18 protein-coding genes and 1 pseudogene are annotated in these 18,750 nt (G+C 65.0%); 13 read left to right on the forward strand and 6 right to left on the reverse strand.

The window, feature by feature from the left end; genetic code table 11:
• Positions 1 to 63: 63 nt before the first annotated feature.
• The 3 genes from ACODSK_RS29320 to ACODSK_RS29330 form a co-directional block, all read right to left on the reverse strand.
• The gene (locus ACODSK_RS29320) at positions 64 to 1,092 is read right to left on the reverse strand and encodes a FecR family protein (RefSeq protein WP_489021178.1); all 1,029 of its coding nucleotides are present in this window, start codon (positions 1,090 to 1,092) and stop codon (positions 64 to 66) included.
• 187 nt (positions 1,093 to 1,279) lie between these two features.
• A complete protein-coding gene (locus ACODSK_RS29325; protein ID WP_489021179.1) occupies positions 1,280 to 3,049 on the reverse strand; it encodes an acyl-CoA dehydrogenase C-terminal domain-containing protein in 1,770 nt (589 codons plus the stop codon).
• Between the two features lie 28 nt (positions 3,050 to 3,077).
• The gene (locus ACODSK_RS29330; protein WP_489021180.1) at positions 3,078 to 4,700 is read right to left on the reverse strand and encodes an acyl-CoA synthetase; all 1,623 of its coding nucleotides are present in this window, start codon (positions 4,698 to 4,700) and stop codon (positions 3,078 to 3,080) included.
• A 208-nt stretch (positions 4,701 to 4,908) separates the two neighbouring features.
• Between ACODSK_RS29330 and ACODSK_RS29335 the strand changes: the two genes are divergently transcribed.
• Positions 4,909 to 6,705 carry a PAS domain-containing sensor histidine kinase gene (locus ACODSK_RS29335; protein ID WP_489021181.1) on the forward strand — a complete coding sequence of 599 codons (1,797 nt, stop codon included), beginning with the start codon at positions 4,909 to 4,911 and terminating at the stop codon, positions 6,703 to 6,705.
• A gap of 24 nt (positions 6,706 to 6,729) precedes the next feature.
• The gene (locus ACODSK_RS29340; protein ID WP_489021205.1) at positions 6,730 to 7,356 is read left to right on the forward strand and encodes a response regulator transcription factor; all 627 of its coding nucleotides are present in this window, start codon (positions 6,730 to 6,732) and stop codon (positions 7,354 to 7,356) included.
• Between the two features lie 114 nt (positions 7,357 to 7,470).
• Here ACODSK_RS29340 and ACODSK_RS29345 read toward each other — a convergent pair whose 3' ends face one another.
• A complete protein-coding gene (locus tag ACODSK_RS29345; RefSeq protein WP_489021183.1) occupies positions 7,471 to 7,791 on the reverse strand; it encodes an ElaB/YgaM/YqjD family protein in 321 nt (106 codons plus the stop codon).
• Between the two features lie 133 nt (positions 7,792 to 7,924).
• Here ACODSK_RS29345 and ACODSK_RS29350 point away from each other — a divergent pair, with 133 nt between their 5' ends.
• Positions 7,925 to 8,191: a hypothetical protein gene (locus ACODSK_RS29350; RefSeq protein WP_489021185.1), complete on the forward strand. Its 267-nt coding sequence runs from the start codon at positions 7,925 to 7,927 to the stop codon at positions 8,189 to 8,191.
• Here ACODSK_RS29350 and ACODSK_RS29355 read toward each other — a convergent pair.
• The gene (locus tag ACODSK_RS29355) at positions 8,188 to 8,646 is read right to left on the reverse strand and encodes an LEA/WHy family protein (RefSeq protein WP_489021187.1); all 459 of its coding nucleotides are present in this window, start codon (positions 8,644 to 8,646) and stop codon (positions 8,188 to 8,190) included. The two genes, ACODSK_RS29350 and ACODSK_RS29355, sit on opposite strands and share 4 nt — an antisense overlap.
• Before the next feature lie 134 nt (positions 8,647 to 8,780).
• Here ACODSK_RS29355 and ACODSK_RS29360 point away from each other — a divergent pair.
• From ACODSK_RS29360 to ACODSK_RS29390, 7 genes and pseudogenes are all read left to right on the forward strand, one after another.
• A pseudogene (locus tag ACODSK_RS29360) lies at positions 8,781 to 9,284 on the forward strand (RNA polymerase sigma factor); the annotation flags it as partial.
• 22 nt (positions 9,285 to 9,306) lie between these two features.
• Positions 9,307 to 10,173 (forward strand): FecR family protein, encoded by an 867-nt coding sequence (locus tag ACODSK_RS29365; protein ID WP_489021189.1) that lies wholly within the window; start codon positions 9,307 to 9,309, stop codon positions 10,171 to 10,173.
• A 117-nt stretch (positions 10,174 to 10,290) separates the two neighbouring features.
• Positions 10,291 to 12,732, forward strand: coding sequence for a TonB-dependent receptor (locus tag ACODSK_RS29370; protein WP_489021190.1), 2,442 nt, complete (start codon positions 10,291 to 10,293; stop codon positions 12,730 to 12,732).
• 146 nt (positions 12,733 to 12,878) lie between these two features.
• Complete coding sequence (locus ACODSK_RS29375; protein ID WP_489021192.1) at positions 12,879 to 13,178, forward strand: hypothetical protein; 300 nt, start codon at positions 12,879 to 12,881, stop codon at positions 13,176 to 13,178.
• Between the two features lie 23 nt (positions 13,179 to 13,201).
• A complete protein-coding gene (locus ACODSK_RS29380; RefSeq protein ID WP_489021194.1) occupies positions 13,202 to 14,350 on the forward strand; it encodes a PQQ-dependent sugar dehydrogenase in 1,149 nt (382 codons plus the stop codon).
• 178 nt (positions 14,351 to 14,528) lie between these two features.
• The gene (gene zapE, locus ACODSK_RS29385; RefSeq protein WP_489021195.1) at positions 14,529 to 15,632 is read left to right on the forward strand and encodes a cell division protein ZapE; all 1,104 of its coding nucleotides are present in this window, start codon (positions 14,529 to 14,531) and stop codon (positions 15,630 to 15,632) included.
• A gap of 11 nt (positions 15,633 to 15,643) precedes the next feature.
• Positions 15,644 to 16,249: a DinB family protein gene (locus tag ACODSK_RS29390; protein WP_489021197.1), complete on the forward strand. Its 606-nt coding sequence runs from the start codon at positions 15,644 to 15,646 to the stop codon at positions 16,247 to 16,249.
• Here the strand turns inward: ACODSK_RS29390 and ACODSK_RS29395 are convergent.
• Positions 16,224 to 16,658, reverse strand: a complete 435-nt coding sequence (locus ACODSK_RS29395; RefSeq protein ID WP_489021199.1) for a YqaA family protein — start codon at positions 16,656 to 16,658, stop codon at positions 16,224 to 16,226. The two genes, ACODSK_RS29390 and ACODSK_RS29395, sit on opposite strands and share 26 nt — an antisense overlap.
• A 199-nt stretch (positions 16,659 to 16,857) precedes the next feature.
• On the opposite strand from ACODSK_RS29395, the gene ACODSK_RS29400 reads away from it, so the two are divergent.
• From ACODSK_RS29400 to ACODSK_RS29410, 3 genes are all read left to right on the forward strand, one after another.
• A complete protein-coding gene (locus tag ACODSK_RS29400) occupies positions 16,858 to 17,427 on the forward strand; it encodes an antibiotic biosynthesis monooxygenase (RefSeq protein WP_489021200.1) in 570 nt (189 codons plus the stop codon).
• A 58-nt stretch (positions 17,428 to 17,485) separates the two neighbouring features.
• Complete coding sequence (locus ACODSK_RS29405) at positions 17,486 to 18,304, forward strand: alpha/beta fold hydrolase (protein WP_489021202.1); 819 nt, start codon at positions 17,486 to 17,488, stop codon at positions 18,302 to 18,304.
• 37 nt (positions 18,305 to 18,341) lie between these two features.
• Positions 18,342 to 18,750 (forward strand): hypothetical protein (locus ACODSK_RS29410; protein WP_489021203.1); only part of this gene is annotated, 409 nt, incomplete at its 3' end.

Here is an 18,750-nt window from a genome sequence, read left to right on the forward strand (position 1 = left end):
ACCTCCCGCAGCTGGCGGCGGGGTGGGTGGCGGCGATGAGGCCAGTGAAATTTTCGAAAAACTTCAGCCTTTTTTCGGCGGCGGCGAAATCCGGTTCAGCACCGTATTGCCGTCCTTGTCCTGGGTCAGGTACACCGGCAGCACCTTGGGCAGGGTGCGCACCAGCTTCTTCACGTCGCTGGTGTTGTAGATACCGCTGATGCGCACGCTGCCGGTGCTGGCGTCGGCCAGGCGCAGCGGGCTGTCGAGGTAGCGGTTGATCAGCGGCAGGGCCTGGTCGAGGGTCAGGTTGTCGATCACCAGCTTGCCATTGCGCCAGGCCAGGCTGGAGTCGCTGGCGTAGGTCTGGTTCAGGCTCGGCTCCAGGTTGCCGGCCTGGTACTGGGCCTGCATGCCCGGTCCAAGGCGGTAGCCGCTGCCGAGCTTGAAGCTCTCGCTGCTGACCAGCACCGAACCTTCCACCAGGGTCACCTTGACCTGGTCGCGGTACTTCCACACGTTGAACTGGGTCCCGGTCACCTGGGTCTGGCCGCTGCCGGCACGGACCACGAAGGGATGCTGGGTATCATGGTGGACCTTGAAGAACGCCTCGCCCTTGCTCAGGGTGACCCGGCGCTGGTCCTTGAAATTCATGTAGCGCAGGGACGTGCCGAGGTTCAGCTCGACCTCGCTGCCATCGCCGAGGGTCACGGTGCGACGACTATCAGTGCTTTCCACCGACTGGTAATCGTTGGGCAGCCAGCCCTGGTCCCAGCCGACCCAGCCGGCCAGGGGCAGGGCGAGCAGGGTGATGACCGCGGCCGAGGCATAGTGCCGGGCCCGTTGCGGCTGGCGCCGGGGCTTGATCGGCAGTTGCAGGATTTGCGCAGCAGCGGCAGCCGGGGCCGGGGAGCGCGGGAGCTGGTCGGCGGTGATCCAGATCTCCTGCATCGCCTCGAATTCCTGGCGATGCAGCGGGCTGGCGGTCAGCCAGTCGGCGAACTCGGCTTGTTCCTGCTCGCTGCAGTCACCCGCATGCAGGCGCATGCACCAATGCGCAGCGGCATCGGTGATGGCGTTGAGTTCGTCGTCGCTGGGGCTGGCCTGATTCATTGATACTCCCGGTTTTGGCCATTCTACCCTTGCGCGGCGAGGCTTCGGAACCGAGATCATGGCGAATCACTATCAGTTGTGGGATTTATTTGCAGGAAATTCCCTGCAAAATCGATTTTTTCCGCACAAACCGACCAATGGTCGGAAAATCCGGCGCGCCAGATGCGCACCGGGGTTTTCCGCTGACTCAGAATTGCTCGGCGTCGAGTTGGTACAGGCTGGCGCTGCCGGCGTGGATGCTGGCTTGCAAAGACAGTACCCGTGGCAGCAAACGGGCGAAGTAGAAGGCTGCGGTGGCCAGCTTGGCCGCATAGAACGCCGGCTCCTCGGCCTGCCGCGCCTGGGCGACGGCGGCCATCCGCGACCACATGTAGGCATAGGCCACGTAACCGAACAGATGCAGGTATTCCACCGATGCCGCGCCCACCGCATTGGCGTCCGCGCCGACCTGCTCGCGCAGCCACAGGCTGGTGCTCTCCAGGCGTTGCAGAGCATCCAGCAGGGCTGCGGCGTGGGGCGGTTCGCTCTCGCAGAAGGTGCGGATTTCCGCTGCCAGCAGTGCCAGCGACTGCCCGCCATCGGCCACCACCTTGCGCCCCAGCAGGTCCAGGGCCTGGATGCCGTTGGTGCCCTCGTAGATCTGCGCGATGCGCACATCGCGTACCAGCTGTTCCTGACCCCATTCACGGATATAGCCGTGGCCGCCAAATACCTGTTGGCCGAGCACACAGCTTTCCAGCCCGGTATCGGTGAAGAACGCCTTGGCCACCGGCGTCAGCAGTGCCACCAGGCGTTGCGCGGTGTCGCGCTCGGCGGCGTCCTCGGCATATTTGGCGAGATCCAGCTGCTGCCCGACATAGGTGGCGAAGGCCCGTCCGCCCTCGGTCAGGGCGCGCATGCTCAGCAGCATGCGGCGCACATCGGCATGGACGATGATCGGGTCGGCAACCTTGTCCTTGGCTTGCGGTCCGGTCGCCGCGCGACTCTGCAGGCGATCCCGGGCATAGGCCACGGCACTCTGGTATGACGCCTCGGCGCAGCCGATGCCCTGGATGCCGATGGACAGCCGCTCGTAGTTCATCATGGTGAACATCGCCGCCAGCCCGCGGTTGGGCTCGCCGACCAGGTAGCCGACCGCGCCGTCGAAGTTCATCACGCAGGTGGCCGAGGCCTTGATGCCCATCTTGTGCTCGACCGAGCCGCAGCTGACTGCATTGTCCACGCCCAGGTTGCCCTGTTCGTCGACCATGCGCTTGGGCACCAGGAACAGCGAGATACCCTTGGGCCCGGCTGGCGCGTCCGGCAGTTTCGCCAGGACCAGGTGGATGATGTTGTCGGTCAGGTCCTGGTCGCCGCCGGTGATGAAGATCTTGGTCCCGCTGATGGCGTAGCTGCCGTCGATCAGCGGCTCGGCCTTGCTGCGGATGATGCCCAGATCGGTGCCAGCATGGGGTTCGGTCAGGCACATGGTGCCGGCCCATTCGCCGCTGTACAGGCGCGGCAGGTACAGGGCGCGCAGGGCATCGCTGGCGTGGGCGTCGATGGCCAGGCAGCAACCGGCGCTCAGCGCCGAGTACAGGCTGAACGAGCAGTTGGCTGCGTAGAGCATTTCCTCGAACTGCACCGCGAGCATCTTCGGCATGCCCATGCCGCCATGCTCCGGATTGCCCGCCAGGCCGACCCAGCCGCCCTCGCGGTAGGTGCGCCAGGCCTCCTTGAAACCGTCCGGGGTGGTGACCTTGCCGGCGTCGAAGCCGACCCCCTGTTCGTCGCCGCTGCGGTTGAGCGGGGCAATCAACTGGCCGGTGATCTTCGCCGCCTCTTCGAGGATGGCATCGGCGGTCTCGCCGTCCACCGCTGCCGCCAGGGCCGGCAGCCGGGCCCATTGGGCCGGGCCCTGGAACACTTCATGGAGGACGAAGCGCATGTCGCGCAGCGGGGCATTGAATTCAGGCATCGTGGTTCTCGTAATAAAGGAAGAGGGATCAGAGCGCCTTGGCCCAATCGCGCAGCAGGTACTTCTGGATCTTGCCGGTGGAGGTCTTCGGCAGTTCGCGGAAGATCACGGTCTTGGGCAGCTTGAAGCCGGCCAGGTGCTCGCGGCAGAAGGCGATGATCTCGGCCTCGCGAGTGTCCTCGCAGCCGGGCTTGAGGGTGATCCAGGCGCAGGGCGTCTCGCCCCATTTCTCGTCCGGGCGGGCGACCACCGCCGCTTCCAGCACGGCCGGATGGCGATACAGGGTGTCTTCCACCTCGATGGTGGAGATGTTCTCGCCGCCGGAAATGATGATGTCCTTGAGCCGGTCCTTGATCTCGACGTAGCCGTCCGGGTGGCACACGGCGAGGTCGCCGGTATGGAACCAGCCACCGCGGAAGGCCTCGGCGGTGGCCTCGGGGTTCTTCAGGTAGCCCTTCATTACCGTGTTGCCGCGCATGAAGATCTCGCCCAGGGTGTTGCCATCGCGGGCGACGGGCTCCAGGGTCTGCGGGTCGGCGACCATCAGCCCTTCGAGGGTGGCGTAGCGCACGCCCTGGCGCGATTTGATCCGTGCGCGCTCCTGCAGCGGCTTGTCATCCCACTCGGCATGCCAGGCGCAGACCGTCACCGGGCCGTAGACCTCGGTCAGGCCATAGACGTGGGTGACCTTGATGCCCATTTCCTCCACCGCACCGATCACCTTGGCCGGCGGCGCCGCGCCGGCGACCATGGCATTGACCGGATGATCGATGGCTGCCTTGGCCGAGTCGGGCATGTTGATCAGCGCATTGAGCACGATCGGCGCGCCGCACAGGTGGCTGACCTGATGCTCGCGGATCAGGGTAAGGATCTTCTGCGGATCTACCCGACGCAGGAACACATGGGTGCCGGCCAGGGCCGTCACGGTCCAGGGGTAGCACCAGCCGTTGCAGTGGAACATCGGCAGGGTCCACAGGTACACCGGATGGTTGCCCATGGCCCAGGTCATCTGGTTGCCCAGCGAGTTGAGGTAGGCGCCGCGGTGGTGATAGACCACGCCCTTGGGGTTGCCGGTGGTGCCGGAGGTGTAGTTCAGCGAGATTGCCTGCCACTCGTCCTCGGGCCACTGCCAGGCGAACTGCGGATCGCCCTCGGCGAGGAAGGCCTCGTAGTCCAGTGCGCTGACCGCGCAACCCTCGCCGTATTCCGGGTCATCGACATCCACCACCAGCGGCGGGTGCGCCATCAGTTGCAGGGCGGCGGCGATCACCTTGTGGAATTCGCGGTCGGTGATCAGCACCTTGGCTTCGCCGTGTTCCAGCATGAAGGCGATGGCTTCGGCGTCGAGTCGTACGTTGAGGGCGTTGAGCACAGCACCGATCATCGGCACGCCGAAGTGCGCTTCGAGCATCGCCGGAATGTTCGGCAGCATCACCGCCACCGTATCGCCCTGGCCGATGCCGCGTCCGGCCAGGGCACTGGCCAGGCGCCGGGAGCGCTGGTAGGTTTCCCGCCAGTTGCGGCGGATCGAGCCATGGATGACGGCGGGGTAGTCGCCATACACGGCGGCGGTGCGTTCGATGAAGCTCAGGGGAGTCAGGGCGACGTGGTTGACAGGGGCGGGCTGCAGGCCCTGGGAGAAGATCGACATGAAAGCATGGTCCTGTGCAGGAGGCAGCCGCACTCGCGTGCTGGCTGAAACCTCCGATGGCTGATTGTTAGCTCTGATCAGGTTTCATGGAACGGGCTCACGGGGCGCCGGTTCCGCTGCGTCAATTTTTACGCTGTTCGCCATGTTACTTGGAAGATAGACTATAGCAATATGGTACAAATACTATAAAAACGGCGGAGCCCCTATTGTGACGCTCATTCCCTCGGCCTTGCTCGACAAGGACCCGCAACCCTCGCTGCTGCTCGATGCCAACGCTGTGTTGCGCGCGGCCAACCCGGCCATGCTCGGCGAACTCAATGGCTGGCCGCCGCAAAGCCTGGCGGTACTGCTGCCAGCCAACCATGCCGCGCTGGTCAGCGCCTGCCTCGGCCAGCAGCGGGCGATCGCCGAGGTCGAGAGCCTGGCCGGCGAGCGCATCCTGCTGTGGACCTTCATTCCCGCCGGCGACGATCTGGTCATCGCCCGCTGCCGCGACGCTACCAGCGAGCGCCGTGCCGAGCGCGAGGCGGCCCAGGCCCGGCGGCTGTACCGGCTGATCACCGAGAACACCACCGACCTGATTTCCCGGCACACCCCCGACGGCTGTTTCCTCGACGCCTCGCCGGCCTCGTACCGCCTGCTCGGCTATTGGCCGGAAGAGCTGCGCGGCGTGAAGGTACAGACCCTGCTGCATCCCCAGGACTGCCGCCAGTACCTGACCCAGGCCTCGGCGGCGCTGGAGCGCGACGGCTACCAGACCATGACTTGCCGGGTCCGCCATCGCGACGGCCGCGACCTCTGGTTCGAGATCGCCAGCCGGGCCATCCGCGAAACCTACACCGGCGCGGTGGTGGAGATCGTCAGCGTCTCGCGGGATATCAGCGTGCGCATCGAGGCCCAGGAAAACCGCCGGCGCCTGGCCGAAGTGGTGGAGGCCAACACCGACCTGGTGCTGTTCACCGATCCGGATGGCCGTCTGACCTACCTCAACCGTTCGGCCCGCCGCGCCCTTGGTCTGACCGAGGTGCAACTGGCACCGCGTCTGGGCGATCTGCTCGACGGCGAGGCCCGCCAGCGCCTCGACGATGAAGGCTGGCAGCGTGCCGAGCGCGAGGGCGTGTGGCAGTGCGAGGCGCGCCTGGCACCGCACAACGGCGCTGCCGCGTTTCCGGTCTCCCTGGTGCTGCTGGCCCATAGCGCCGCAGGCGGCGAGCGCTACTACTCGCTGGTGGCCCGCGACATGACCGAGCGCGAACTGCGCGAAACCCAGCAGCGCCGTCATCAGGACGAACTGGCCCACACCGCGCGCCTGGTGACCCTCGGCGAGCTGGCCTCGGGTATCGCCCACGAAATCAACCAGCCGCTGGCCGCGGTACTCAACTACGCCGCCGCCAGCCAGCGTTACCTGCACGCCCTGGAGCGCGACCCGCAAGCAGCCGGCCGGGTTGCCCAGGGTTTGCAGCGGATCAGCGAACAGGCGACCCACGCCGCCGAGGTGATCAAGCGCCTGCGTGCCTTCCTGCGCAAGGAGCCGCGACGCCTGCAGGCGCTGTCGGTGGCCGAGGTCGCGCGCGAGGCGGTCCGTCTGTGTGCCTGGGAAGCGGCGCAGGCGCAGGTGACGATCGAGCAACGAATGACCGACAATCTGCCGCCGGTCTACGCCGACCGGGTGCTGCTGGAGCAGGTCCTGCTCAATCTGCTGCGCAATGCCATCGACGCCAACCGCGAGCAGCAGCCGGGGCAGCCGTCGCGGATCGTGCTGCGGGGGGAACAGGAAGGCGGTCGCCTGCTGGTCCAGGTCATCGACCAGGGCCCGGGCGTGGCGCCGGAACAACTGGACGGCATCTTCACGCCTTTCACCACCAGCAAGCCGGAAGGGTTGGGCCTGGGCTTGAGCATGAGCCGCAGTATCGTCGAGGGTTTCGGCGGCACTCTCACGGCCGGTCCGGGGCAGGGCGGGGGATTGATTCTGAGCTGTCGGCTGGCGCCGGCGGCAAGTGTTTGAACAAGAGGGCTTTTCATGCAGGTCATGCAGGATCCGAAGGTCTATGTGGTCGACGACGACCAGGGCATGCTCGACTCCACGGTCTGGCTGCTGGAGTCGGTGGGCCTCAAGGCGTTGCCGTTCACCAGTGGCCAGGCCTTTCTCGACGCTTGCGACGGCGACCTGCCGGCCTGCGTGCTGCTCGATGTGCGCATGCCCGGCATGGGCGGGCTGAGCGTGCAGGAAGCGTTGCGGGCCAGGGGGCTCGAGGTGCCGGTGATCTTCGTCAGCGGGCATGCCGACGTGCCGATCGTGGTGCGCGCGTTCAAGGCCGGCGCCTGCGACTTCATCGAAAAGCCGTACAACGACCAGATGCTGCTGGACAGCGTGCAGGAAGCCTTGGGCCGTTCCTCGAAGATCCAGGTTGGCAGCCGCCAGCGTGCAGCGGTGCAGGCGCGGATCGATAGCCTCACGTCACGGGAACGGGATGTCTTCGTGCCGCTGCTCAAGGGCTATACCAACCGCGAGATCGCCGAGCAGTTGGAAGTCAGCGTGAAGACCGTCGATTTGTACCGCTCGCGGGTGATGAAGCGCATGCAGGCGGAGCATCTGCCCGAGCTGGTGGGAATGGCGATTGCCTGTGGGGTTGTCGAGCCTCTGAATCTTCGCTGAACGCCAGGGCCTCATCGCTGGCAAGCCAGCTCCCACAGGGCAAGCGGTGTACGCGGTCCTTGTGGGAGCTGGCTTGCCAGCGATGAGGTCCGAAAGAACAATCAATTTTTCAGATCAGGAACGCCGCCCCAGCAACAACCCGATCACCAGCCCGAACCCCGCCGAAACCGCCACTGTCTGCCACGGATGCCCGCCGATATAGCTTTCGGTGGCATCCACCACCGGCTTCGCCTTGTCACGCACATTGCCCACCGCATGCCCGGCCTGTTTCAACTTGAGCTGCAACTGCGCACGCAGGGTCTCGGCTTCTTCGCCGACCAGTGCCGCACTGTCGTTAAGCAGCTTTTCCGACTCTTCGATCAACGCCTGCAACTCGCTGAACGCCTGGTCCTTGATCTGCTCGCTGTCGCTGTGCTGGGTGGTTTTCCTGGCCATCTACGCTTCCTCGGATAAGTGATCGTCAATCCTTAATGGATGCCCGCAGGTACGGAAAAGTTGCAGTCGTTTGCAGGGCATCGGCGGCTACAGTGTAAGATAGCGCCCATTTTCAAGCGGCAGGAATTACCCCATGAGTTTCAATCTGGCCAACAAGAGCTTCGCTGAACGGGCCGAGATCGAAGACGAAAAAGCCCGGCTCTTTGCCATGTGGCAAACCAACCTGGCCAAGGCCAAGGGCGAAGCCGCCCGCCTGATCGGCGAAAAGCCACGGCGCAAGGGTAAGTGGGCGGAATGGGTGCGGGCCGAGCTGGACGGCATGTCGCCGCCCGAATACGCCAACATGGTGCGTAGCGAGGTCAACAAGCTGATGGCCGCAGCCAGCGCCAGCAAGGCCTAACGCGGCAGTTCGAAGGTGCCACGGTCGCTGAAGCGGCGCGTGCCGAAAGCACCACCGGCCAGCTTGCCGTGCACCTCGTAGGGCAGCCCGTCGAGGCTGTTCATCTGGCTCAGGCCCAGGGCCTGACGCATCACCGAAAACGCCGTGATACTGACCGGTACCACCACGATCTGCTCGCTGAAGCGGCCAATGCTGCCGCGTTGGTCGCTGACCCCGGCGGCCAGCGGTTGACCGTTGACCTCCAGGTTCAACGCCACGCCATCGAACTCGATCGGCGTCTCGTTGGGGTTCTGCACCCGCAACTTCACCGCCATGCGTAGCTCCAGGTCCTGGCCGGACAGGGGATCGATACCGATCACGCTGATGTTCACCGGATCGCGGCCCTGGAACAGCGCGCAGGCCGACAGGGTCAGGATCAGGAACAGGCCGGTGAGGTGGCGCAAGAGGCGGGGCATGGGGGATTTCTCCACTGGCTGGGTGCCCTCGAGTGTGGCAAATGCTTGTCAACGTTGAAAGTCGGACACAACTTGAAAGATACTGTTTCTCATTCACGTCCGACATTTCCTCCCACCGGCGATCTTTCCCACCCATGCTGACGTCCCCCGCATCCGGGCTGCTGGCCAGTTTCCAGGAGCATTACGATGACCTCCTGCAGTTCCTGACCCGGCGCATGAACGACCGCCAGCGCGCGGCCGACGTCGCCCAGGAAACCTGGCTCAAGCTGGTCAAGATCGACGAGCAGGAGGTGCCGGTACTGCACGCCCGCAGTTTCATCTTCCGCGTCGCCGGCAACCTGGCCATCGACACCCTGCGCCGCGAGCAGCGCCAGGAAAGCAACCTCGGCGACAGCGATGCGGCGGTGCAACTGGTCTGCCCGGCACCGGCGCCGGAAGCCACGCTGCTGGCCCGGGAGCGCCTGGCGATGCTCGATGAAGCCCTGCTGCAACTTTCCGACAATGCCCGCCAGGCGCTGCTGCTCAATCGTGTCGAGGGCCTGACCCAGGCGCAGATCGCACAACGGCTGGGCGTTTCCGAAAGCATGGTGGCAAAATACATCGGCCAGGCCCTGCGCCATTGCCGGGACTGGCTCAAGCACAACCATGACTGAAGCGCGCATGTCCTCCGAACCCCAGCCCCTGATCGATCTGTCCGACGCCGCCATCGACTGGCAGGTCCTGCTGCACTCGGGCAATGCCAGTGCCGCCGACCACGAGCGCTACCAGCGCTGGCGCCGGCTCAGCGTCGAGCACTTGCTCGCCGCCGAGGAAGCCGAGGCGCTGTGGGGCGATATCGGCCACACCGAGGCCGCCGTGCAGCTGCCGCTTCAGGCCACGCCGCGGCGTCGTTACCGCGGCGCGGCCATCGCCGCCTCGCTGTTGCTGGCGCTGGTCGCCTACGGCGGCTGGCAACAGGCCCCGGCACTGCTGGCCGACTACCACACCAGCACCGGCGAGCGCCGCACCATCACCCTGGAAGACGGCTCGCGGGTCACCCTCAACAGCGCCAGCGCGTTTTCCGTGAAGTACAACGATGAGCGCCGCGTGGTGTCCCTGCGCGAAGGCGAGGCCTTGTTCGAGCCGGCGCAGGATCCCCGGCCCTTCGTGGTCGACAGCGGCGGCGAGGCGGTGCAGGGCAATGACGCGGTGTTCAGCGTGCGCCGCCAGGGCAAGGCCAGCAGCGTGGTGGTCGCCCGTGGCGAGGCCCGGATTGGCACACGGGTGCTGGCTGCCAGCCCGGACGCCCAGGCACAGACCGCCTGGCAGCGCGGCAAGCTGATCTTCAATGGCCGCCCGCTGCGCGAGGTGATCGCCGAACTGGAGCGCTACCAGCACGGGCGCATCCTGATTTCCGACAGCCAACTGGGCGCCTTGCCGGTCAGTGGCGTGTTCGACCTCAACGATCCCCACGGCCTGCTCAGCACGCTTGAGCAACGCTACGCGCTGAAGGTCACCTACCTGCCCTGGCTGGCCGTTCTGTACTGATTTTTCCCGTCGATAAAAAATTTTCGAAATGTCGCTGCAAGTTCCGCGCAGCCGAATCGTCGTAGTGAGACTGATCAGCAATCCATTCTCATTTACGTATTCGTCTGGAATAAAACAGTGAAAGGTCCGTCCCCGTCCTCAGCACGTTCCCCCCGTTCCTTCAAACAGGCCCTGCTGGCCTCGGCCGTGGCCGCTGGCCTTTGCGGCGCTGTTGCCGCCCATGCCGCCGAAGCGGCCACGCCGGCGCAGATCAGCGCTTCCCAGGCCCGCCAGGTCAGCCTCGACCTGCCTGCACAGAGCCTCGACCAGACCCTGACCCAGTTCGCCGACCAGGCCGACCTGCACCTGCTGTTCACCACCAGCGATGTCGCCGGGCTGAGCAGCCCGGGCCTGCGCGGCAGCTACAGCATCGAACAGGCCCTGCAGGAGTTGCTGGCCGGCAGCGGCATGAGCTGGCAGTTCAGCGATGCGCGCACGGTGATCCTGCGCAAGAGCGCACCCCAGGCTGCGTTGAACCTCAAGCCGATCGAGGTCAGCGTGGCTTCGCGTACCAGCACCTCGATCAGCGAGATTCCCGGCACCGTCTGGGTGGTCGACCAAGAGCAGCTCAAGGAGCAGATCAGCAGCGGCGTCAGCCTCAAGGAGGCTATCGGCAAGCTGGTCCCCGGCCTCGACCTGGCCCCGGAAGGGCGCACCAACTACGGTCAGAACATGCGCGGGCGCAACGTCCTGGTGATGATCGACGGGGTCAGCCAGAACAGCTCCCGTGGCTTGTCCCGGCAGTTCGACAGCATCTCGCCGTTCAACGTGCGGCGGGTCGAAGTGCTGTCCGGGGCCAGCGCCATCTACGGTGGCGGCGCCACCGGCGGCATCATCAACATCGTCACCAAGAAGGGCGAACCGGGCCCGGCGCAGTTCGAAACCCAGATCGGCGCCAGCAGCGGCTTCAATAACAGCGACGACCTGTCGACCCGCATCGCCCAGTCGGTCAGCGGTGGCAACGAGCGCATCAATGCCCGCCTGGGCGTCTCCGCCGAGCAGAACGAAGCCTTCTACGACGGCGCCGGCGAACAGATCTTCATCGACAACACCCAGACCGACCTGCAATACAACCGCACCATCGACGTGATGGGCAGCCTCGGCCTGCAATTCAACGACGAGCAGAGCCTCGACCTGCTGGCCCAGTACTACGACTCGGGCAACCACGGCAGCACCGGCATCTACTTTCCGCACCTGAACTACAACGCACCGTCCGATCTGGAAGACGCCGAACTGCGCAGCGGCCTGTCCAGCGACCTGGAGCCGCAGACCCGGCGCCTGCTGCTCAACGCCAACTACCACCATGCCGACGTGCTCGGCCAGGACTTCTACCTGCAGGCCTCGTACCGCAAGGAAGATGACAACTTCTACCCGTTTCCCTACTACAACACCGGCAAGCCGACCGGCTCCAAGGGCGTGTACTTCGCCGCCTCGCAACAGAACTTCGAGGTGTCCAGCCTGAAAGCGCTGTTTGCCAAGCAATGGGACAGCCTCAAGCTGACCTACGGCGTCGACCTCGACCGCGAGCGCTTCAACGCCGAGCAGACCACCTTCGATGCGCGCACCTCGTCGAGCAGCGGCGGCCTCGACCTGGACGCGGCGAGCAAGGCGCCGCGTTACCCCAGCTATCGGGTCGACGGCCTGTCCGCCTACGCCCAGCTGGACTGGCACCTGACCGACAACCTGACCCTGTCCGGTGGCGCCCGGCGCCAGCAGATGGATGTCGATGTCGGCAACTTCAAGGGCATTCCCGGCGGCAGCAACGACTACCAGGTCAACCTGTACAACCTCGGTGCCATCTACGACTTCAAGAACGGCCATCAGGTCTGGACCAACTACGGCGAAGGCTTCGACCTGCCGGACCCAGCCAAGTACTACGGCAAGGCCGGCCTGAGCGTCGATGACAACCCGCTGGCCGGAATCAAGAGCCGTCAGGTGGAAATGGGCTGGCGCTATGCCGATGTGGATTGGGACGCCCAGGCCGCGGTGTACTACATCTGGTCGGACAAGGTCATCAGCACCGACTCGGCGACCCTGACCATCAATGTCGAAGACAAGAAGAGCCGCGACTTCGGCTTCGAAGGCGCCCTGACCCGGCGTTTCGAAAGTGGCTGGGAGGCGGGCAGCACCCTGCACCTGGTGCGCTCGGAGGAAGAAGACGCCAGTGGCGACTGGATCAAGCGCGACGCCCGTTATGCCTCGCTGTCCAAGTCCACCGCCTTCGTCGGCTGGAAAGGCGACGGGCGCAACGCGCGGTTGCAGGCCAACCACGCCTTCACCCTCGAAGACGATGCCGACCACAAGATCACCGGCTACACCACCTTCGACCTGCTGGGCAGCCAGGAAACCGGCTTCGGCACCTTCAGCGCCGGTATCCAGAACCTGCTGGACAAGCAATACAGCACCGTCTGGGGCCAGCGCGCGACGCTGTTCTACTCGCCGACCTACGGCCCGGCCTACCTCTACGACTACCAGGGCCGCGGGCGCACCTACACCCTGACCTGGTCCATGGCCTACTGAGTCGTGCCAGCGCCGGGGCCACCAGGGCAAACACTTTCCTCGTAACAAAATGAATCACCTGCGTCGGCCCCGGCGCTTTCTTGACGAACCTCTTGCGCCTTAGGCTATCCAACCGTTGGAGATGCCCACTGTGCGGGAGGTGCCCCATGTCACATCCAAGCCTGTCGATATTGCTCGCTGCCGTCCTCGCCGTTTTCGGCGCAGAAGCATTGGCTGCCAGCGACAACAACCCGCACAACAGCCCGATCCGCGATATCAATCCCAATAGCCAGCAAGGCAGCGTGCCGGACACGCCACCCGTGCGCGGCCCGTCCACCCAACCCATCTCACGCCCGCCGACCCTGGAAAACCGCGGTATCGGCAACGGCAACAATCTGCGCCGCGAACAGCAGGCGCCGCGTCTGGAACCCACTCGTCCGCCCCGCGACTCACAGCGCCTGCCGTGATCGCCTGAAGAAAGGAATCCTGCATGACCTCACGATCCTGGCTGCTCGCCCTCGGAACTGCCGCGCTCCTGCCTTTTGCCGCCCAGGCCGCGCCTGAACGGACCTTCCCCAGCGAGGAGGGCACGCTGAAGGTGGCGACCCTGGCCGAGGGCCTGAAACACCCATGGGCCCTGGCCTTTCTCCCGGACAACCAGGGCATCTTGGTCACCGAGCGCCAGGGCAACCTGCGGGTGATTGGCACCGAGGGCCGGGTCGGTGCACCGCTCAATGGCGTGCCGGAGGTCTGGGCCAAGGGGCAGGGTGGCCTGCTCGATGTGGTGCTGTCGCCGACCTTCAAGCAGGACCGGCTGGTCTACCTGTCCTACGCCGAGGGTGGTGGCGAGGGCGGCAAGGCCGGTACGGCGGTGGGACGCGGACGGCTGTCCACCGACCTGTCGAGCCTGGAAGACTTCAACGTGATCTTCCGTCAGGCACCGAAGCTTTCCAGCGGCAATCACTTCGGTTCGCGCCTGGTGTTCGACCGTGACGGTTACCTGTTCATCGCCCTGGGCGAAAACAACGAGCGCGCCACCTCCCAGGACCTCGACAAATTGCAGGGCAAGGTGGTGCGCATCCTGCCCGATGGCGAGATTCCCAAGGACAACCCCTTCGTCGGGCAAAAGAACGTGCAGCCAGCGATCTGGTCCTACGGCCACCGCAACCAGCAGGGCGCGGCGCTCAATCCCTGGACCGGCCAGCTCTGGACCCACGAGCACGGTCCCCGTGGCGGTGACGAGATCAATATTCCCAAGCCCGGCAAGAACTACGGCTGGCCATTGGCGACCCATGGCATCAATTACTCGCTGATGCCGATTCCCGAGGCCAAGGGCAAGGAAGCCGAGGGCACCGTGCAGCCCTATCATGTCTGGGAGAGATCGCCGGCCATCAGCGGCATGGCGTTCTACGATGGCGGGCGCTTCAAGCCCTGGGACCACAACCTGTTCATCGGCGCGCTGGCGGCGCAGGAGGTCATCCGCTTGCAGCTGGATGGCGACAAGATCGTTCATGAAGAGCGGATTCTCGGCCAGTTGAATGCCCGGGTGCGGGATGTGCGGGTGGGGCCGGATGGGTTTGTCTATCTGCTCACGGATGAAGAGGATGGGCAGTTGCTGAAGGTGGGCTTGGCTGAATAAATTTATATGTTTATTCGGGCCTCATCGCTGGCAAGCCAGCTCCCACAGGGTTAGCGTCGCCGCATACCCTGTGGGAGCTGGCTTGTCGGGGCGCCGAACCGCAGCGATGAGGCCCTTAAAAACCACACACAACTAATGGCTTACTGATATACCCTGTGCCCTTTTCCCGAGGGTCAGCATGTCCACCACCCCCCTGGCCCTGTACCAGCAAGCCATCGCTCAGGGCTTCATCCCCGACCCGGCCCAGCGCGCCGCCGTCGACGCCCTGCAAGCCTGTTTCGACGCCCTGCAACACGGCCAGCCGGCCAAGGGCGTCTATCTCTGGGGCCCGGTGGGGCGCGGCAAGACCTGGCTGATGGACCAGTTCTTCAGTTGCCTGACCATCCCCGCACGCCGCCAGCATTTCCACCACTTCATGCGCTGGACTCACCAGCGCCTGTTCCAGCTCAATGGCACCGCCGATCCGCTTCAGGCCCTGGCCCGCTCCCTGGCCGAAGAAATCCGTGTGCTCTGTTTCGACGAGCTGTTCGTCAACGATATCGGCGATGCAATTATCCTCGGCCGCCTGTTCCAGGTGCTGTTCGAAGCCGGTGTAGTGGTGGTCGCCACCTCCAACCTGCCGCCCCCGCAGCTGTACGCCGATGGCTTCAATCGCGAGCGCTTCCTGCCGGCCATCGCCGCGATCGAGGCGTCCATGCAGGTGGTGGCGGTCCATGGCGAGCAGGATCATCGCCTGCATCCCGGCGCCGAGCAGCAGCGCTACTGGGTGCGCCAGCCCGGCCAGCCCTGCGCCCTGGAACAGGTGTTCAACGACCTGAGCGGCGCGGCCTCTTCGACCGACGCGGACCTGGCGGTGGGCTACCGCACCGTGCAGGTGGTCCGGCGCAGCGACAAGGTGCTCTGGTGTGACTACCCGCACCTGTGCGAACAGCCCCTGGCGGCCATGGAGTTCATGGCCCTGTGCGAGGGTTTCGAAGCGATCCTGCTCAGCGGCGTACCGGCCCTGGGTGCGGCGCAGCGTCCCGGCAGGATCGCCCGCGGCACCGAGGACGCCGCCGAGCGCGTCGTGGCCGGCGATCGCGAGCTGCCGCAACTGTCGCCCCAGGACGATGGTGCGCGGCGCTTCATCGCGCTGGTCGACGAATGCTACGACCAGCGCGTGGCCCTTTATCTGGAAGCCGAAGTTCCCCTGGAAGCGCTCTACACTCAAGGGTACCTGGAGTTCCCGTTCCGACGGACACTCAGCCGTCTGCGGGAGATGCAGTTGCAACGCTTCCACTGAGGACGTGCAAAATGGCCGAGCCACTGTCGCACCACCTGCTGACCATGGCCTACAACAATGCCTGGGCCAACCACCGCCTGTACAAGGCCTGCCGACAACTGAGCCGCGACGAGTTCGTTGCGCCGCGGTGCAGTTTCTTCCCGTCGATCAAGGCCACCCTCAACCACCTGCTGACCGTCGACTGGTTCTACCTCCAGGCCCTGGAGCGGGAACTGCGCGGCGAGCCGCCGGACGAGTTGTCCGAGCGCTTCTTCGAGCCGGAGGAGCCCTTCGACGATGCCGGACAGCTACAGCGCGAACAGGCCCAGAGCGACCGGCGCCTGATCGTCTATTGCCAGCAACTGCGCGACGACCAGTTGCACCGCTATGTCAGCATCGTCCGTCCCGAACGGGTCCAGCGCGACCAGCGCCTGCGCCTGCTGGCCCATCTGTTCGAGCACCAGATCCATCACCGCGGCCAGGTCCACGCCATGCTCGCGGAAACCGACGTGCGCCCGCCGCAACTGGATGAGTTCTTCTGCGAGGAGGAGGCCCATCTGCGCGCGCAGGACTTCGCCGAACTGGGCTGGACCGAGGAGATGATCTGGGGCGTCAGCGGGCGAACCAGCCCAGGGTGATCGTCGCCAGCACCAGGTAGCGCGTGCCCTTGGCCAGGGTCACCAGCAGGACGAAACGCCACAGTGGCTCGCGCATGATCCCGGCGATCAGGGTCAGCGGGTCGCCGATCACTGGCACCCAACTGAGCAGCAGCGACCACTGCCCGTAGCGCTGATAACGTCGCTGCGCCTTGTCCAGCTGCGCGGCGGAAAAGGGGAACCAGCGCTTGTCGCGCCAGCGTTCCAGGGCCCGGCCGAGCAGCCAGTTGACGATCGAACCCAGCACATTGCCCAGCGTTGCGACCAGCAACAGGCTCGCCACGGCCTGCGGGTCGTGCAGCAGCAAGCCCACCAGCACCGCCTCGGATTGCAGTGGTAGCAGGGTGGCGGCGCCAAAGGCGGCAAGGAACAGTCCCCAGTAGCTCAGCACGGTATGGATGACATCATTTTCTGACGGGGTCGTAGGATATTTCCCTGCGGCCGCGGCGGCCAGCCGGGAAGTGTTCGAATATTTATCGTTCCTTAAATGGAACGCTAAGGCCAAATTTAGCCGTCTAGTCCAATAAAGGTGCTGAATCTAAGCTTCTCCCATCAACGCGACACACCATTTATCGCCAGGGAGCCAGCTTATGAACACCGCCACTCAGGACCGCAACCAGAACGTCGTCACGCTGGTCATCCAGCACAAGGTCCGCGCCGATGCCTTGGACACCTACGAGGAATGGCTCAAGCGTGCCGTCCAGGCTGCGCGCCGCCAGCCAGGTCATCTGGGTGTCAATGTGATCCGTCCGGAAGAGGGTGGTCGGCACTTCACCACCGTGGTGCGCTTCTGCGAATCGGCGCGCCTGCAGGCCTGGGTCAACTCCGCCGAGCGCCAGGCCATGATCGGCGAGGTCATGCCCCTGCTCGAAGGCGGCGACCACACCGAGGTGCACGACGATCCGGAGTTCTGGTTCACCCCGGCCAAGAGCGGCGCGGCGCAGCCTCCACGCTGGAAGCAGGCGCTGCTGACCTACCTGGTGATCTGCCCCATGACCTTGCTGGTCCCGGCCCTGCTGGCGCCGTTCTTCGCCGAATTCCCGGCGCTGGGCGGCCGGCTGCCGGGCAACCTGATCGTCAACTTCTTCGTCATCCTGCCCGTGGTGTTTTTCATCATGCCGCTGGTGACCCGCTGGTGCGCCGGCTGGCTGCGCGCCTGAACCAATCGACCTGCAACGACTCAAGACACCTACCGACGCATTTTCAGGAGATACCCCGATGAGCACGCTCGTAACCCGTGACGGCACCGCGATCTATTACAAGGACTGGGGCAGCGGCAAGCCCGTGCTGTTCAGCCACGGCTGGCCGCTGGACGCCGATATGTGGGATGTGCAGATGGAATTCCTGGCCAGTCGCGGCTACCGCGCCATCGCCTTCGATCGCCGTGGTTTCGGGCGCTCCAGCCAGCCGTGGAGCGGCTACGACTACGACACCTTCGCCGACGACATCGCCCAGTTGATCGAGCACCTCGACCTCGACCAGGTCACCCTGGTCGGCTTCTCCATGGGCGGTGGCGACGTCACCCGCTATATCGCCCGGCATGGCAGCGAGCGGGTGGCCGGGCTGGTGTTGCTGGGGGCGGTCACGCCGCTGTTCATCAAGACCGCGGATAACCCAGAGGGCGTCGACAAATCGGTGTTCGACGGCATTCGCGATGGCTTGCGTGCCGACCGCGCGCAGTTCATCGCTGATTTCGCGGCGCCGTTCTACGGCATCAACCATGGGCAGAAGGTGTCCCAGGGCGTGCAGGCGCAGACCCTCAACATCGCCTTGATGGCCTCGCTCAAGGGCACCCTGGATTGCGTGACCGCCTTCTCCGAAACCGACTTCCGTCCGGACATGGCGAAGATCGATGTGCCGACTTTGGTGATCCATGGCGACGATGACCAGATCGTGCCGTTCGAAAGCACCGGCAAGAAGGCGGCGCAGATGATTCGTGGTGCGGAGCTGACCGTCTACAGCGGCGCGCCCCATGGCTTTGCGGTGACCCATGCGCAGCAGCTGAACGAAGATCTGCTGGCGTTCCTGTCGCGCTGATCTTCAGGCCTGCACGCGGTCCCTGTGGGAGCTGACATTGCCAGCGATGAGGCCGGCAAGAACAACGCAGACCAGTTGGATTGATGTCGAGGCTGATGGCTTCATCGTCGGCAATGCCGACTCCCACAGGGATCCGGGTTGGCCGCAGGACTCAGGCCAGCCACAGAACCTGTGGGAGCTGGCGTTGCCAGCGATGAGGCCGGCAAGAACAACACAGACCAGTTGGATTGATGTCGAGGCTGATGGCCTCATCGTCGGCAACGCCGACTCCCACAGGGATCCGGGTCGGCCGCAGGACTCAGGCCAGCCACAGAACCTGTGGGAGCAGGCATTGTCAGCGATGAGGCCGGCAAGAACAGCTCAGACCCGCAAGATTGATGTCGAGGCTGATGGCCTCATCGCCGGCAAGCTGAACTGGCCTAATGATCCCGGACACCTCTTAAGGG

Source organism: Pseudomonas sp. FG98, assembly GCF_057808595.1.